Source organism: Amycolatopsis sp. NPDC051371 (genome assembly GCF_040682155.1).
GTDB lineage: Bacteria > Actinomycetota > Actinomycetes > Mycobacteriales > Pseudonocardiaceae > Amycolatopsis.
The window spans coordinates 1-14609 of record NZ_JBFBAG010000044.1 but is presented as its reverse complement, the minus strand read 5'-3'; the positions used below and the strand labels follow the sequence as shown (position 1 = coordinate 14609).

General features: G+C 71.0%; 15 protein-coding genes. 9 read left to right on the top strand and 6 right to left on the bottom strand.

Translation table 11 applies throughout. From position 1 onward, the window contains the following. Nucleotide 1 precedes the first annotated feature (1 nt). Nucleotides 2-1330 (bottom strand): allantoinase AllB, encoded by a 1329-nt coding sequence (gene allB / locus AB0M59_RS40170; RefSeq protein ID WP_364626250.1) that lies wholly within the window; start codon nucleotides 1328-1330, stop codon nucleotides 2-4. Nucleotides 1331-1461: 131 nt separating this feature from the next. Here allB and AB0M59_RS40165 point away from each other — a divergent pair, with 131 nt between their 5' ends. The 6 genes from AB0M59_RS40165 to AB0M59_RS40140 all read left to right on the top strand — a co-directional run bounded on the left by AB0M59_RS40165 (nucleotide 1462) and on the right by AB0M59_RS40140 (nucleotide 6080). Further along, entirely contained in the window at nucleotides 1462-1977 is a 516-nt protein-coding gene (locus AB0M59_RS40165) for a helix-turn-helix domain-containing protein (protein ID WP_364626248.1), read from the top strand. Nucleotides 1978-2056: 79 nt separating this feature from the next. Further along, entirely contained in the window at nucleotides 2057-2536 is a 480-nt protein-coding gene (gene uraD, locus AB0M59_RS40160; protein WP_364626246.1) for a 2-oxo-4-hydroxy-4-carboxy-5-ureidoimidazoline decarboxylase, read from the top strand. Next, a complete protein-coding gene (gene uraH, locus AB0M59_RS40155; RefSeq protein ID WP_364626243.1) occupies nucleotides 2533-2850 on the top strand; it encodes a hydroxyisourate hydrolase in 318 nt (105 codons plus the stop codon). The genes uraD and uraH overlap by 4 nt, the downstream gene beginning before the upstream one ends. 3 nt (nucleotides 2851-2853) lie before the next feature. Continuing rightward, on the top strand, nucleotides 2854-3735 hold the full coding sequence (pucL, locus tag AB0M59_RS40150) for a factor-independent urate hydroxylase (RefSeq protein WP_364626240.1): 882 nt from the start codon (nucleotides 2854-2856) through the stop codon (nucleotides 3733-3735). A gap of 84 nt (nucleotides 3736-3819) precedes the next feature. Next, entirely contained in the window at nucleotides 3820-4380 is a 561-nt protein-coding gene (locus tag AB0M59_RS40145) for a TetR/AcrR family transcriptional regulator (RefSeq protein ID WP_364626462.1), read from the top strand. Nucleotides 4381-4502: 122 nt separating this feature from the next. Beyond that, on the top strand, nucleotides 4503-6080 hold the full coding sequence (locus tag AB0M59_RS40140; RefSeq protein ID WP_364626238.1) for an alpha-galactosidase: 1578 nt from the start codon (nucleotides 4503-4505) through the stop codon (nucleotides 6078-6080). Between the two features lies 1 nt (nucleotide 6081). On the opposite strand, the gene pucD is transcribed toward AB0M59_RS40140, so the two are convergent. Genes pucD through AB0M59_RS40120 form a run of 4 tightly spaced genes read right to left on the bottom strand, consistent with a single transcriptional unit; the run spans nucleotide 6082 to nucleotide 10995 of the window. Further along, complete coding sequence (gene pucD / locus AB0M59_RS40135; protein ID WP_364626236.1) at nucleotides 6082-8340, bottom strand: xanthine dehydrogenase subunit D; 2259 nt, start codon at nucleotides 8338-8340, stop codon at nucleotides 6082-6084. Continuing rightward, entirely contained in the window at nucleotides 8337-9677 is a 1341-nt protein-coding gene (locus tag AB0M59_RS40130) for an 8-oxoguanine deaminase (RefSeq protein ID WP_364626234.1), read from the bottom strand. Before AB0M59_RS40130 ends, pucD begins: the two co-directional genes overlap by 4 nt. Continuing rightward, complete coding sequence (locus tag AB0M59_RS40125; RefSeq protein ID WP_364626232.1) at nucleotides 9674-10141, bottom strand: (2Fe-2S)-binding protein; 468 nt, start codon at nucleotides 10139-10141, stop codon at nucleotides 9674-9676. Before AB0M59_RS40125 ends, AB0M59_RS40130 begins: the two co-directional genes overlap by 4 nt. Next, nucleotides 10132-10995: a xanthine dehydrogenase family protein subunit M gene (locus tag AB0M59_RS40120; RefSeq protein WP_364626230.1), complete on the bottom strand. Its 864-nt coding sequence runs from the start codon at nucleotides 10993-10995 to the stop codon at nucleotides 10132-10134. Before AB0M59_RS40120 ends, AB0M59_RS40125 begins: the two co-directional genes overlap by 10 nt. Before the next feature lie 137 nt (nucleotides 10996-11132). Here AB0M59_RS40120 and AB0M59_RS40115 point away from each other — a divergent pair, with 137 nt between their 5' ends. Continuing rightward, a complete protein-coding gene (locus AB0M59_RS40115) occupies nucleotides 11133-12458 on the top strand; it encodes a PucR family transcriptional regulator (RefSeq protein WP_364626227.1) in 1326 nt (441 codons plus the stop codon). A 7-nt stretch (nucleotides 12459-12465) separates the two neighbouring features. Next, nucleotides 12466-12954 carry a MarR family transcriptional regulator gene (locus AB0M59_RS40110; RefSeq protein WP_364626224.1) on the top strand — a complete coding sequence of 163 codons (489 nt, stop codon included), beginning with the start codon at nucleotides 12466-12468 and terminating at the stop codon, nucleotides 12952-12954. Nucleotides 12955-13021: 67 nt separating this feature from the next. Here AB0M59_RS40110 and AB0M59_RS40105 read toward each other — a convergent pair whose 3' ends face one another. Beyond that, entirely contained in the window at nucleotides 13022-13276 is a 255-nt protein-coding gene (locus AB0M59_RS40105) for a DoxX family protein (protein ID WP_364626222.1), read from the bottom strand. Nucleotides 13277-13332: 56 nt separating this feature from the next. Between AB0M59_RS40105 and AB0M59_RS40100 the strand changes: the two genes are divergently transcribed. After that, nucleotides 13333-14538: a DUF2786 domain-containing protein gene (locus AB0M59_RS40100; RefSeq protein WP_364626220.1), complete on the top strand. Its 1206-nt coding sequence runs from the start codon at nucleotides 13333-13335 to the stop codon at nucleotides 14536-14538. Nucleotides 14539-14609 lie beyond the last annotated feature (71 nt).

Here is a 14609-nt window from a genome sequence, read left to right as displayed (position 1 = left end):
TTCAGCAGTCCCCCCGGGTGAGCAACGCGCCGCGGGGCTCGTCGCCGGTGATTTCGTTGCCTCGCAACCAGGTCGAACGCACGACGCCGGCGAGCGGCCGCCGGTCGTACGCGCTGACCGGGTTGCGGTGCTTCAGTTTCGCGACGTCGACCACGAACGCCTTGTCCGGCGCGAACACGCAGAAGTCGGCGTCGTAGCCCACCGCGAGGTGCCCCTTGCGGCGCATCCCGGCCTGCGCGGCCGGGCGCTCGGCCATCCAGCGGACGACGTCGGTGAGCGCGAACCCGCGTTGGCGCGCCTGCGTCCAGATCGCCGGCAGCCCCAGCTGCAAACTGGAAATTCCGCCCCACGCCTGCCCGAAGTCGCCGCTGTCGAAGCGTTTCAGCTCCGGCGTGCACGGCGAATGGTCACTGACGACGGTATCGATCACGCCGTCGGCGAGCCCCTGCCAAAGCAGCTCGCGGTTGGCCGCTTCGCGGATCGGCGGGCAGCACTTGAACTGCGTCGCGCCGTCGCGGATCTCTTCGGCGATGAAGCTGAGGTAGTGCGGGCAGGTCTCGGCCGTCAGCGCCACGCCGTCGCGGCGCGCCGCCGCGACCAGCGGCAGGGCCTCCGCCGAGGACAAGTGCAGGATGTGCGCGCGAGCGTCGTTGCGGCGGGCGGCCTCGATGACGTGCGTAATGGCGAGGTTCTCCGCCGCGCGCGGCCGGGATTGCAGAAAGTCGACATAGCGACCGCCGTGCGGCTCGGGTGCTTCTTCGATCTCGTGCGCGTCCTCGGCGTGGACGATCATCAGCGCGTCGAAGGAACTCAGCTCCCGCAACGCTTCGTCGAGACCTGCCGGGTCGAGCGGCGGGAACTCGTCGACGCCCGAATGCAGCAGGAAGCACTTGAAGCCGAACACGCCGGAATCGTGCAGGCCGCGCAGATCCCCGGCGTTGCCCGGGATCGCGCCGCCCCAGAACCCGACGTCGACGTGCACGCGACCGGTCGCCGCCTTGCGCTTGACCTCGAGCGCCGCGACGTCGACCGTCGGGGGCAGGCTGTTGAGCGGCATGTCCACGATCGTGGTCACCCCGCCCGCGGCGGCCGCGCGGGTCGCCGTCTCGAAGCCCTCCCACTCGGCGCGGCCGGGATCGTTGACGTGGACGTGCGTGTCGACGAGTCCCGGCAGCAGCACGACGTCGTCGCCGAGATCGAGCTCGCGGTCCGCGGACAGCGAAGCGCCGCCCGGTTCGACCGCGACGATCCGACCGCCGTCGACACCGACGGTCGCCGGAACCTCGCCCTCGGCCGTCACGGCCCGGGCTGCGCGCACCACAAGATCCATCCGAGAACCCTTCTCCGGGAGGATTGAACCACCGTCGATTTCACAGTACGGAAAGACGGTTTCGCACAACGACAGTAACCACGGCGCGCGCCGCTCGTCAACGACGGACGCGGCGCGTTACGGTCATCCTCGTGCGGCTTGAAGCGGAGTTCACGAGCGAACCGTTCCACGGCGAGGGTTCGCCGCCCGAGCACGCGCTCGCCGCGCGGGACGCGGCCACGGAAGCGGGGCTGGAGACCGACTTCGGGCCGCTCGGCACGCTCGCCCGCGGTGACGCGAAGAGCCTTCTCGAGGCCCTGCCCGCGATCACGCAGGCGGCGCTCGACGGTGGCGCCACCCAGGTCACACTGCAGGTGCGCCGAGCCGCTGACACGGGTAACGACGTCGTCCCCGAGGCGCCGGCTGCTCCAGCCGCCGCGACTCCGGTCGTCGAACTGAACGATGCCCTCGCCCGGCTCATCGCCGATGTCGAACGCGAAATGGGCGCCAAGCTGGGCGATCTCGACCGGCCCGGGAAGCAGCGCGCCGTCCGGCTCCTGCGGGAACGCGGGGCCTTCGGCCTGCGGAAATCCGTCTCCTCGGTGGCCGACGCGCTGGGGGTCACGCGGTTCACCGTCTACAACTACCTCAACCGGGAAGCCGACTGACCAGGGCTTTCAACAAAATGTTGACGGAACTCCGGCGCCGACGTACGGTCAGCGGGACGCCACTCACGAGGAGTTCCCCGTGCCGCTCACCCTCACCGACTTCAACGCCGCCGACGCCGATGACGTGCGTCCGGCGCTGACCGCCTGTCTCGCCGTCCCCCGCTGGGTGGACGCGATTCTCGAACGCCGCCCCTACGAAAGCCGGGACGCGCTGACCGCTGCCGCCGACCTGCCGTTGAGCAGCGACGAAATCCGGCAGGCCATGGCCGCGCACCCCAGGATCGGGGAAAAGCCGAAGCAGCAAGGCACCGAGGGCGACTGGTCGCGATCGGAGCAATCCGGTGTGGACAACGCCGACGCGTTCGCCGCGGCGAATGCCGAGTACGAAGCCAAGTTCGGGCACGTCTACCTGGTCTGCGCCAGCGGCCGCAGCGGCGAAGAACTGTTGAAAATCCTCGAAAGCCGGCTGGACAACGACCCCGCGACCGAATTGGCCGTCGCCGGCCGGGAACTGCTGAAGATCGCCGAACTCCGACTCGCGAAAGCGGTGACCGCGTGAGCCTCGTGACCACCCACGTCCTCGACACGGCGACCGGACGTCCGGCGAAGGGAATCGCCGTCCGGTTCGAGACCGCCGAGGGGAAGCCGATCGCCGACGGGCGCACCGACGGCGACGGCCGCATTCGCGACCTCGGCCCCGACGCCCTGGCCCCCGGCGCCTACCGCCTGGTCTTCGACACCGGCGCCTACCTGGGCCCGGACGCGTTCTTCCCGGAGGTGGCCCTCACCTTCCGGATCTCCGACGGCACCGCGCACCACCACGTGCCGCTCCTGCTCAGCCCGTTCGCCTATTCGACCTACCGAGGGAGCTGAACCGTGGCCATCACCCTGGGCCCCAACCAGTACGGCAAGGCGGAGGTCCGCCTGGTGACGGTGCGCCGCGACGGCCCCGTGCACCACCTGAAGGACCTCACCGTGTCGACGTCGCTGCGCGGCGAGCTCGCCGCAACGCACCTCACCGGCGACAACGCGGGCGTGCTCGCGACCGACACGCAGAAGAACACCGTGTACGCCTTCGCGAAGGAGGCGCCGGTCGGCGAGATCGAGGACTTCGCCCTGCGCCTGGCGCGGCACTTCACCGGCACGCAGGGCAACATCACCGGCGCCCGGGTCAAGGTCGACGAGCACGGCTGGGACCGGATCGCCGTCGGCGGCGAGCCGCACGACCACGCGTTCAGCCGCTCCGGCGACGAACGGCGCACCACCGCCGTCACCATCCAGGGCGGCCGGGCGTGGGTCGTTTCGGGCATCGACGGCCTGACCCTGCTCAAGTCGACGGGTTCGGAGTTCCACGGCTTCCCGCGCGACCAGTACACGACGCTCGCCGAGACCGACGACCGGATCCTCGCGACCGCCGTCACGGCGAAGTGGCGCTACCAGGGCGAGGACATCGACTGGACCGAGAGCCACCGCGAGATCCGGCGGCTGATGCTGGAAACCTTCGCGACGAAGCACAGCCTTTCGCTGCAGCAGACGCTGTACGCGATGGGCCAGTCGGTACTGGAGACACGGCCGGAGGTGGCGGAGGTCCGGCTGTCGCTGCCGAACAAGCACCACTTCCTGGTGGACCTGAGCCCGTTCGGGCTGAAGAACGACAACGAGGTGTTCTACGCGGCGGACCGGCCGTACGGGCTGATCGAGGGCACGATCCTGCGCGACGACGCCGAGGACCCGCGCCCGGCCTGGGACCTCCACTGACCGACGCCACGGTGCCCGGATTGATAGAACGCTCTACCGATCCGGGCGTATCGTGGCACCGTGGCAGGGACCAAGGAACGCATCATGGCCGCCGGCGCGGAACTGTTTCGGCGCAACGGCTACAGCGGCACCGGGCTGAAGCAGATCGTCACCGAGGCGAATGCTCCCTTCGGGTCGCTCTACCATTTCTTCCCCGGTGGCAAGGAGCAGCTCGGTCAGGAGGTCATCCGCACCTCCGGGCTCGCCTACATCCAGCTCTTCGACCTCTTCATCGCCCCCGCACCCGACCTGGTCAGCGGCGTCGAGGCCTTCTTCGCCGCCGGGATCGCGACGCTCGAAGCCACCGACTACGTCGAAGGCTGCCCGATCGCGACCGTCGCCCTGGAGGTCGCCGCCACCAATGAGCCGCTGCGGCAAGCCACCGCCGATGTCTTCACCGCGTGGATCGACGCCGGTACCGAGAAGTTCGCGAAGTTCGGCATCAGCACCGAGGCCGCCCGGACGCTGACCATCACCGCCGTCAACAACCTCGAAGGCGCCTTCGTCCTCTGCCGCTCGCTGCGGGACACCGAGGCCATGGCCGTCGCGGGGGCTGCGACCGTCGACGTCGCGCGGCGACTGCTTCAAGAAAACACGCAACTTTAGTCGGGAATCCAACAAGAATACTCAAAATGGCGCTTGACCACCCAGCATCCGACACGGATGCTGCCCAGTGCTGTCAAGTGGTCTAGTCCTCCTGCCTACACCGTCGTCCGGTTGGAGCCGCCATGCGCCGAGTCTTCGCCGTCCTTGCCACCGTCCTAGCGGCCGCCGCCCTGAGCAGCCCGCCCGCCCAAGCCCTGGAGAACGGGCTCGCGAGAACACCCCCGATGGGGTGGAACACCTGGAACACCTTCGAGTGCAACATCAACGAGACCCTGGTCAAGCAGACCACCGACCTCATGGTCAGCTCCGGGATGCGCGACCGCGGCTACACCTACGTCAACCTCGACGACTGCTGGATGACGCGCAACCGCGACGCCGCCGGCAACCTCGTCGCCGACCCGGCGAAGTTCCCCAGCGGCCTCAAGGCCCTCGGCGACTACATCCACGCGCGCGGGATGAAGTTCGGCATCTACGAGAGCGCCGGCACCGAAACCTGCCAGCACTACCCCGGCAGCCTCGGCCATGAGCAGACCGACGCGAACAGCTACGCGAGCTGGGGCGTCGACTACCTCAAGTACGACAACTGCGGCAGCCCCGGCGGCGAGACCCAGCAGGACTACGTCCGCCGTTACTCCGCGATGCGCGACGCCCTGAAGGCCACCGGCCGCCCGATCGCCTACAGCATCTGCGAATGGGGCAACTTCTCACCCTCGACTTGGGCGCCGGACGTCGGCAACCTGTGGCGCACCACCGGGGACATCACCAACAACTGGGGCAGCATCGACTCGATCTACCGTCAGAACGTCGGCCTCGCTTCGGCCGCGAAACCGGGCGCCTGGAACGACCCGGACATGCTCGAAGTCGGTGACGGCATGGACTTCCAGGAGGACCGCGCGCACTTCACCCTTTGGGCCGCGATGGCCGCGCCCCTGATCGCGGGCGCAGACCTTCGCTCAGCCAGCGTCGCCACCTTCTCGACGTACCTCAACGGCGACGTCATCGCCGTCGACCAGGACCCGCTCGGCAAGCAGGCGACGCGCATCTCGTCGAGCGGCGGCCTCGACGTGCTCAAGAAGCCGCTGCAGAACGGAGATGTCGCCGTCGTGCTGTTCAACGAGAACGGCACCACGAAGACCGTCTCCACGACGGCCGCCGCGGCCGGGCTGCCCGCCGCGTCGAGCTACCGGCTGACCAACCTGTGGTCGAAGGAACAGACCACGAGTACCGGCACGATCAGCGCGAACGTGCCCTCGCACGGCACCGTCATCTACCGCGTCAAGGCCGGCGCGAGCGGCAGCAACGCCGCGCAGCCGCTGCAGGGCGCGTCGTCGTCACGCTGCATCGACATCAACGGCAACGTCACCACGCCCGGCACCAAGGTCGACATCTGGGACTGCGACGGCGGCGCGAACCAGTCCTGGACGTTCACCAGCGCCGGTGAGCTGAAGGCCGGCGGCCTCTGCCTCGACGCGAACGACGGCGGCACCGCGGCCGGGACCAAGCTCATCGCCTGGACCTGTCACGGCGGCGCGAACCAGAAGTTCAAGCTGAACCCCGACGGCTCGATCACCGGCACCCAAACCGGCCTGTGCGTCGACGTCACCGGCGGCGACAAGCCCGCCGGCAACGTCAACGGCACGCAGCTCGAGCTCTGGGGCTGCAACGACGACGCCAACCAGAACTGGCTGCTCAAGGGATGACTCAAGTCCCCGCGAGGTGCTCCGGCCGCACCGGGACGCGCGGGAGCGCGAGCCCGGTCGCGGCCCGGATCGCCGCCACGATCGCCGGGGTCGACGAGATCGTCGGCGGCTCCCCCACCCCGCGCAGGCCGTACGGCGCGTGCGGGTCCGGGCGCTCCAGGACGTCGATGCTCATCGGCGGCATGTCCAGGACCGTCGGGATCAGGTAGTCGGTGAAGGAGGGGTTCCGGATCTTCCCGCCGGAAGTCTGGATCTCCTCCATCACCGCGAGCCCGAGCCCCTGCGCCGAACCGCCCTGGATCTGGCCCAGCACGGCTTGGGGGTTCAGCGCCTTGCCGACGTCCTGGGCGCAGTCCAGCGCGACCACCTTGACCAGGCCCAGCTCCGTGTCGACGTCGACGACGGCCCGGTGCGCGGCGAACGCGTACTGCACGTGCGCGCTCCCCTGCCCGGTCTCCGGATCCAGCGCGGACGTCGGCCGGTGCCGCCATTCCACGGTTTCGTCGTAGACGTCGTCGCCGAGGACGTCCCCCAGGTCGGCGAGCACCTGGCCGTCGGCCGCGACGAGCTTGCCGCCGACGACGCGCACCCGCTGGTCGAACCGGGAAAGCAGCCGCGCCCGCACCGCCACGCAGGCGGCCTGGACCGCGCCGCCGGTGACGTACGTCTGGCGCGACGCCGACGTCGAGCCGCCGTTGCCGATCGAGGTGTCCATCGGCAGGACCGTGACCTGGTCGACGCCCAGCTCGGTCCGGACGATCTGCTGCATGATCGTCACCAGGCCCTGGCCGACCTCGCAGGCCGCGGTGTGCACGGTCGCCGCCGGCTCGCCGCCGACCAGCTGCAGGCGCACGCGGGCCGTCGAGTAGTCGTCGAAGCCCTCGGAGAAGCAGACGTTCTTGATCCCGATGGCATACCCGACGCCGCGGACGACGCCTTCGCCGTGCGTCGTGTTCGAGACGCCGCCCGGCATGTGCCGCAGGTCGAACGGCCGCTCCGGCGGCATCGGCTTGGCCCGCACCAGTTCGAGAAGCTCCGCGACCGGGGCGGCCGAGTCGACGACCTGGCCGGTCGGCATCAGGTCGCCTTCGCTCATCGCGTTGCGGACGCGGATCTCGACCGGGTCCAGACCGCAGGCGGCAGCGAGCTTGTCCATCTGCGATTCGTAGCCGAAGGCCGCCTGCACCGCGCCGAAGCCACGCATCGCACCGCACGGCGGGTTGTTCGTGTACGTGCCCCAGCAGTCGACGGACGCACTGTCCACTTTGTACGGTCCGACGCCCAGAGTAGCCGCGTTCGCGACGACCGCGCCCGTCGAAGACGCGTACGCGCCGCCGTCCAAGAACAACCGCGTGCGCACGTACACGAGACGCCCGTCGCGAGTGGCGCCGTGCTCGTAGTACATCTTCGCCGGGTGGCGGTGCACGTGGCCGTAGAAGGACTCTTCGCGGTTGTAGACCATCTTCACCGGCTTGCCGGTGTGCAGCGCCAGCAGGCACGCGTGCACCTGCATCGACAGGTCCTCGCGGCCGCCGAACGCCCCGCCGACGCCCCCGAGGGTCAGCCGCACCTTCTCGACCGGCAGGCCCAGCGCCGCGACGATCTGCTGCTGGTCGACGTGCAGCCACTGCGTCGCGACGTACAGGTCGACGCCGCCTTCGGTGTCCGGCACCGCGAGCCCGGACTCCGGGCCGAGGAACGCCTGGTCCTGCATGCCGACCTCGTAGACGCCCGAGACGACGACGTCGGCCGAGACGTCCTGAGCACCGTGACGGATCTTGACGTGCCGGACGACGTTGCCGCCGTCGTGCAGCGAAGGCCCATCGCCCGCGACAGCCGCTTCGGAGTCCGTCACCGGAGAAAGCTCTTCGTAGGAAACGACGATCCGCTTCATCGCGCGGCGCGCGGTCTCCGGGTGGTCGGCGGCGACCAGCGCGACCGGTTCACCCTGGTAACGCACGACGTCGGACGCCAGGACCGGCTGATCGGAGTGCTCCAGGCCGTACCGGTTGACGCCCGGGACGTCCTCGTGGGTCAGCACCGCGTAGACGCCGGGCACGGTCAGGGCGTCGGTGATGTCGATCGCCGTGATCCGCGCGTACGGGTGCGGGCTGCGCAGGGTCACGCCCCACACCATGTCCTCGTGCCACAGGTCCGAGGAGTACGCGAACTCGCCACGGACCTTCACCGTGCCGTCAGGGCGACGCGGCGACGTGCCGACGCCGTTGACCGCTTGAACACCAACGGAGGTCGTGGTCATCGGTCCTCCCGCAGTCTGGCGCTCGCGGCCGTCAGCTCCGACGCGATCTCGGACTCGTCCGCCTCCCGCAAGACACCGTCCTCGACGACGGCCTTACCGCCGACGAACAGCCGGCGCACCGGCGGCGTGGTGCCCAGCACCAGCGCCGCCACGGGGTCGGTGATCCCGGCGTAGTTCAAGCCGGTCAGATCCCAGACGGCGAGGTCGGCGAGCTTCCCGGGTTCGATCGAGCCGAGGTCGTCCGCCCGGCCCAGGCAGCGGGCGCCGCCCATCGTGCCCATCCACAGTGCTTCGCGCGTGGTCAGCCCCCGCGGGCCGCCGCGCTGGCGGGCCTGCAGCAATGCCTGGTGCAGCTCTTCGCCGAGCCCGCCGGACTCGTTGGACGCGGCGCCGTCGGCACCGAGGCCGACCGCCACTCCCGCGTCGAGCAGGTCGCGCACCGGCGCGATGCCGGCGCCGATGCGGCCGTTGGACGTCGGGCAATGCGCCGAGCCGGTGCCGGTCGCGCCGAAGCGGCGGATCGCCTCGGGCGCGAGGTGGATGGTGTGCGCGAGCCAGACGTCCTCGGCGAGCCAGCCGAGCTTGTCGGCGTACTCGGCGGGCGTGCAGCCCACCTCGGCGAGGCACTGCTTCTCCTCGTCGAGAGTCTCGGCGAGGTGCGTGTGCAGGCGGACGCTTTTACGCCTCGCCAGCTCGGCCGCACCGGACATCAGCCGTTCAGTGACCGAGAACGGCGAGCACGGGCCCGCGGCGATCTGCAGGTGCGCTTCCGGGGCAGCGTCGTGGAAGCGGTCGATCGCCGCTTCCGTGCCGATCAACGCCTCTTCGGTCGACTCGACGAGGTTGTCCGGCGGCAGCCCGCCGTCGGACTCGCCGCGGTCCATCGACCCGCGCACGACGTGCAGCCGGACGCCGATCCGCTGCCGGGCCGCGGCCAGCGCCGCGACCTGGTCGCCAGCGTCGCGAGGGAAGACGTAGTGGTGGTCGGCGACGGTCGTGCACCCGGTCAGGGCGAGCCGGGCCATCCCGGCCGTGCCCGCGGCATGCGTGATCTCCGCGTCGAGCCGGCCCCAGACCGGGTAGAGCGCGACCAGCCACTCGAAGAGCGTGTGGTCGGCGGCCATCCCGCGGGTGGCCCACTGGTAGAGGTGGTGGTGGGTGTTGATCAGGCCCGGCGTGACCAGGCAACCCGACGCGTCGACCCGCTCGTCGAACTCGCCCGTGTAGATGCCTTCGCCGACTTCGGCGATGCGGTCGTTCTCGACGACGACGTGGCCGTTGGCGTACTCCTCGCCGCTGACCGTGGCGATCGCGGCGTTGGCGATGAGCGTCCTCACGCGACACCACCCTTCGCGACCGCGCGCACCGCGTCGAGGATCTTTTCGTAGCCGGTGCAACGGCACAGGTTGCCGGCCAGGGCTTCGCGGATCTCCTCGTCACTCGGGTCGGGCACGCGGTTCAGCAGGTCGTGCGCCGCGACGACCAGGCCCGGCGTGCAGAAACCGCACTGCACCGCCCCGGCATCCACAAAGGACTGCTGGACGGGGTCGAGCGTGTCACCGTCGGCCAGTCCTTCGACCGTGCGGACCACGCGGCCCTCGGCCTGCCCGGCCGCGACCAGGCAGGCGCACACCGGGACGTCGTCGAGGTAGACCGTGCAGGATCCGCATTCGCCCTGTTCGCAGGCGTTCTTCGAGCCCGGCAGGCCCAGCCGCTCCCGCAGCACGTACAGCAGGCTTTCGCCTTCCCAGACGTCGTCCGCCTGCCGTTGCTCGCCGTTGATCCTGACATTCAGGCGCATGCGCGCTCCCCCGTCCGGTGATCGTCCCAAGCCCAAGTCAACGTACGCCGCGCGAGCACCGAGAGCGCGTGCTTGCGGTACGCGGCGCTGCCCCGGACGTCGTCGATCGGTGACGTCGCTTCGGCCACCAGCTCACCGAAGCGGCGCTTCAGGGAGTCGGGCAGCGACTCGGACGACCCCCACGGCAGCTCCGCGGCGAGGAACTCCTCGGCTTCGCGGGCGTGGCGCGGGGTCGGCGCGGCGGACCCGATCGCGGCGCCCACCCGGCCCTCGCGCAGGGCCAGCGCGAACGAGCAGACCGCGATGACCATCGCGTTGCGCGTCCCGACCTTGGCGAACTGCTGCGGCCCGGCGTGCGCGGGCAGGTGGACGGCGGTGATCAGCTCGTCCGGGTCGAGGGCGTGCCGCTTCACGCCGACGTAGAACTCCTCCGCGGGGAGGATCCGGCTCCCCCGGACGGACGCCACTTCGATCCGGGCGTCGAGCACCAGTAGCACCGGATGGGTGTCGCCGGCCGGGGACGCCGCGCCGAGGTTGCCGCCGACCGTGCCGCGGTTGCGGATCTGCGGCGAGCCGACCGTGCGCGACGCCATGGCCAGCGCTGGGACGGATTCACCCAGTTCAGCGATGACGCGGGTGTACGGGACACCGGCGCCGAGCCGGACGGTCCCGTCCGATGTGGACCACTCCGTCAGCTCGGGGACCGTGGTCAGGTCCAGCAGAGCCTCGGGACGCCGGTGGTCGAAGTTCAGCTCGACCATGACGTCCGTGCCGCCGGCGATCGGCACGGCGCCGGGCCGCTCGGCCTTGAGGGCCAGGGCCTCGGCGAGCGTCGCGGGACGCAGGAACTCCACTCCGTGCTCCTTACTGAGGGGCTCCCTCGTGAGGGCGATAGACCAGTAGACGCCGAAGGGGCCGGGGGCGGCAACGGCACAGCGCATGAAACGCACACGAGCGAAACCGGTGGCGTTTGTGCTTTCCTACAAGCCTCATGACGACCGTGAAAACTCTGCTGGGCCTGCCGGGGCTGCGGCTGCGCCCGCTGGCCGGCGCCGACCTGCTCGACCGGCCGGTGACGCGCATCTACGTCACGGAGCTGCCCGACCCCGGACGGTACCTCTCGGCGGGCGAGCTGGTGCTGTCCGGCCTGCTCTGGTGGCGGCGCCCGGGCGACGCCGAGCCGTTCGTGGCCGCGCTGGCCCGGGCGGGCGCGGCGGCGCTGGCCGCGTCCGGCGCCGACTCCGGCGGCATCCCCGGCGAGGTCGTCGAGGCCTGCGAGCGGCACCGGATCCCGCTGCTGGAAGTACCCACCGACCTGTCGTTCTCGGTGATCACCGAGCAGGTGGTGCTGGCGCTCGCGGCGGCGTCCGAAAGCGCGCGCAAACGTTTGCAGGCCGCCGCGGACGCGCCCGTGGAGACGTTGCTCGAGAGCGCGTCGGCGGAGCTCGGGCTGCCGTGCTGGGTGCTGTCGGGGCTCGGCCGGGTGGTCGCCGGGACGTCCGCGCTGCCGACGCCGGCGCCGGACGTCGTCCGCCGGTACGCGGCGAAGGAGTCCGGGTCGCTGACGGTCGTCCCGGTCGAGGGGCGGCACGCCGTGCCGTGGCTGATCGCCGTCGGCGGGCCGCTGAGCACCGCGCAGGCGGAATTGGCCGAAGAGCTCGCCGGGCTCGTGGGGGTCACCCGGGCGCGGGTGGCCGCGCCGGAAGCCGAGCTGCCCGGCGAAGCGCGCGTCGTCGCGTTGCGGACCGAAGGCAGCGACGAGAGCCGGGACGTCCTGCGGGAGCTGCTGCCGGACGGGCTCCTGCTCGAGTCCACTGGAGACACTTCCTTCGCGGCGACCACGCTGCGGCCCTCGCCGGCCGAACTGTCCACTGTGGAGTCATTGCTTCGGGCGAAGCGGATCTACTGCGGTGTCAGCGATCCCGGACCCCGGGACGAAGCGTGGGAGTCGGCACGGTACGCGCTGGAGGTCGCGGCCCGGCGGCGCGTCCCGCTGGTCGTGGCCGGCGAGGTGGACGTGCACCAGCTGCTGGTCTCCGGGGCGCCGGACGGGCTGCGCGCGGCGCTCAGCCGTCGCGTGCTCGGGCCGCTGTTGGCCTACGACGCCGAGCAGCACACGGACCTGGTGCACACGGTGCGGGTGTTCCTGGAGTGCTCGGGCTCGCCGACGCGGGCGGCGAAGGCGCTGCACGTCCACGTCAACACGTTGCGCTACCGCATCGGCCGGGCGGGCGAGCTGCTCGGCGCGGACCTGACCGAGTTCACCGACCAGCTCGACGTCTACCTCGCGTTGCGCGCCGGCGACCAGGCAGGATGATGGGTACGTGGAACCCGAAATCACTTCGGCCCGGCAGGCGGGGTACGACCCGCGCGTGCTGGCCTTCGGGCGGCTGCAGGGCGCGGCGAACAGGCTGGAGTACCTGCTCGGGCGGGCGCTGGAGCGCGAGTGCGGGATCACGCACCTGATGTACGAGGTGCTGCTGATCGTGGGCCGCACGGGTGCGGACGGGCTGACCATGCGCGCCATCGCGCAGGAACAGGTGCTGACCACGGGTGGGGCGACCCGGCTGGTCGACCGGATGGAGTCGCTCGGCCTGGTCACGCGGACGGCGTCCCCGCGCGACCGGCGCGTCCAGCTCGTGCGGCTGACGCCGCTCGGCGAGGAGACCACGGTGCGGGCGAGCCGGCTACACGTCGAGAACATCGAGCAGCTGTTCTTCCGGCCGTTGCCCCCGGACCACCGCGAGCGGTTCGCCGAGGATCTGCGGACGTTGAGCCACTTCGCGCGGGACGCTCTCCCGCGGCTGCGTTAGAGCAGCGTCGCCGCGGCCAGCCCGAGGAAGAGCAGCGGGGCGGCGCCGGTGGCGAACTTGCGCGCTTTCAGGTGCGCGACGATCGCGCCGACGTAGAGAGAATCAGGCCGATCGCGGCGGCCACGCCCAGGGGCTCGAATCCCAGCAGGCCGACGAGCAGGCCCGCGGCGCCGGCGAGCTTGAGCGTGCCCAGCACGGGCAGCCAGCTCGGCGGGACGTCCACGGCGTTCGAAGTGGCCAGGACGAACGGGGCCTTGACCAGGTCGGCGACGCCGATTCCGGCGTTCAGGACGATCACGGTGATGATGACGGCGGTGTGCATGCCTTCCCGACGGGGCGGCCGCCGGGAAGGTGACCGGGCTGCGGCACACTCGCTCCGTGGGCAAGCAGAAGCGACGGGCCGGGGAATCCCCGAGGCCCAGAACCGCCGAGGAGTTCGGCGACGCGCTGCTGGCCGCCGCCTCCGAGACCGCGAGGGAAGTTCGCGGCGCGGCCAAGACTCACGCGAACCGGCTGGCACCGGACCTCGAGCTGCCGGCCGAGGCCGCCGACGGTGCCCGCCGGGCCGGGCGGCAGCTGATCTCCCGGGCCTGCCGGAGCGGCTGGCTGCCCGAGGACTTCGACCAGGCGGCCCGGCGGCGGGTCGACGAGTTCGCGCAGTCCTTCGTACTCGACACACTGGTCGCGTACGTCGAGCAGCCGGACCGGCTCGACGAGGTGGGCGCCGTCCGCTGGTGGACCGAGTCCGAGCCGCACCTGACGCAATGGGCGGCGAAGCACATCCTGACCCCGGCCGAGGCGCTGACCTCCGTCATCGAAGCCCTCGGCTTTCTGATGACCTTGCCGGCCTTGACCTCGCCGGGAGCCGCGACGCCGGCTCACCACGCTGTCGACGAGAAGAAGCTGAGCCGGGTCCGCGCGCTGCTGGCGAAGGCCGAGTCGAGCTCGTTCCCCGAGGAGGCCGAAGCCCTTTCGGCGAAGGCGCAGGAGCTGATGACCCGGCACGCCCTCGACCGCGTGCTGGTCGAGGCCGGCGAAGCCGGGCCCGACGTGCCCGCGTCTCGCCGGATCTGGCTCGAAACCCCGTACGTCGACGCGAAGTCGCTGCTGGTCCACGTGGTCGCGAAGGCCAACCGCTGCCGGGCCGTCTTCGACGCGCGCTGGGACTTCGTCACGGTGGTCGGCGACGAGGACGACTTGGACGCCGTCGTGCTGCTGACGACGTCCCTGCTGGTCCAGGCGACGCGGGCGATGATCGCCGACCCGGCCGGCCGGGACCGGGCGTTCCGGAAGTCGTTCCTCGTCTCCTACGCCACCCGGATCGGCGAGCGCCTCGACCAGGCCGCCGAAGCGACCATCGCGGAGTCGCCGGACGCGGACCGGCTGCTGCCGGTGCTGGCGTCGCACGAGCTGAAGGTGAACGCGGCCTTCACCACGCTCTTCCCCCAGGTGGTGGGCAAATCGGTGACCGTGCGCAGCCATGAGGGCTGGCACGCCGGGCGGTCGGCCGCCGACCGCGCCCACCTTCACGACACCCGGTCGTGGGGGGGGGGGGGGGGGGGGGGGGGGGTTTTTTGGGTCTAAAGACAACCCGCACCCCCGGCCCCGGAACGACCCCCCCGCGCGCCCCACCCCCGCCCCCGGCGGGAGAGCCG

What these genes read in the sequence shown, in the direction of transcription:
- pucD (WP_364626236.1), bottom strand. Translation starts at nt 8,340, where the DNA reads ATGACCACGACCTCCGTTGGTGTTCAAGCGGTCAACGGCGTCGGCACG.
- AB0M59_RS40140 (WP_364626238.1), top strand. Translation starts at nt 4,503, where the DNA reads ATGCGCCGAGTCTTCGCCGTCCTTGCCACCGTCCTAGCGGCCGCCGCC.
- AB0M59_RS40125 (WP_364626232.1), bottom strand. Translation starts at nt 10,141, where the DNA reads ATGCGCCTGAATGTCAGGATCAACGGCGAGCAACGGCAGGCGGACGAC.
- AB0M59_RS40105 (WP_364626222.1), bottom strand. Translation starts at nt 13,276, where the DNA reads ATGCACACCGCCGTCATCATCACCGTGATCGTCCTGAACGCCGGAATC.
- AB0M59_RS40115 (WP_364626227.1), top strand. Translation starts at nt 11,133, where the DNA reads ATGACGACCGTGAAAACTCTGCTGGGCCTGCCGGGGCTGCGGCTGCGC.
- AB0M59_RS40145 (WP_364626462.1), top strand. Translation starts at nt 3,820, where the DNA reads ATGGCCGCCGGCGCGGAACTGTTTCGGCGCAACGGCTACAGCGGCACC.
- allB (WP_364626250.1), bottom strand. Translation starts at nt 1,330, where the DNA reads ATGGATCTTGTGGTGCGCGCAGCCCGGGCCGTGACGGCCGAGGGCGAG.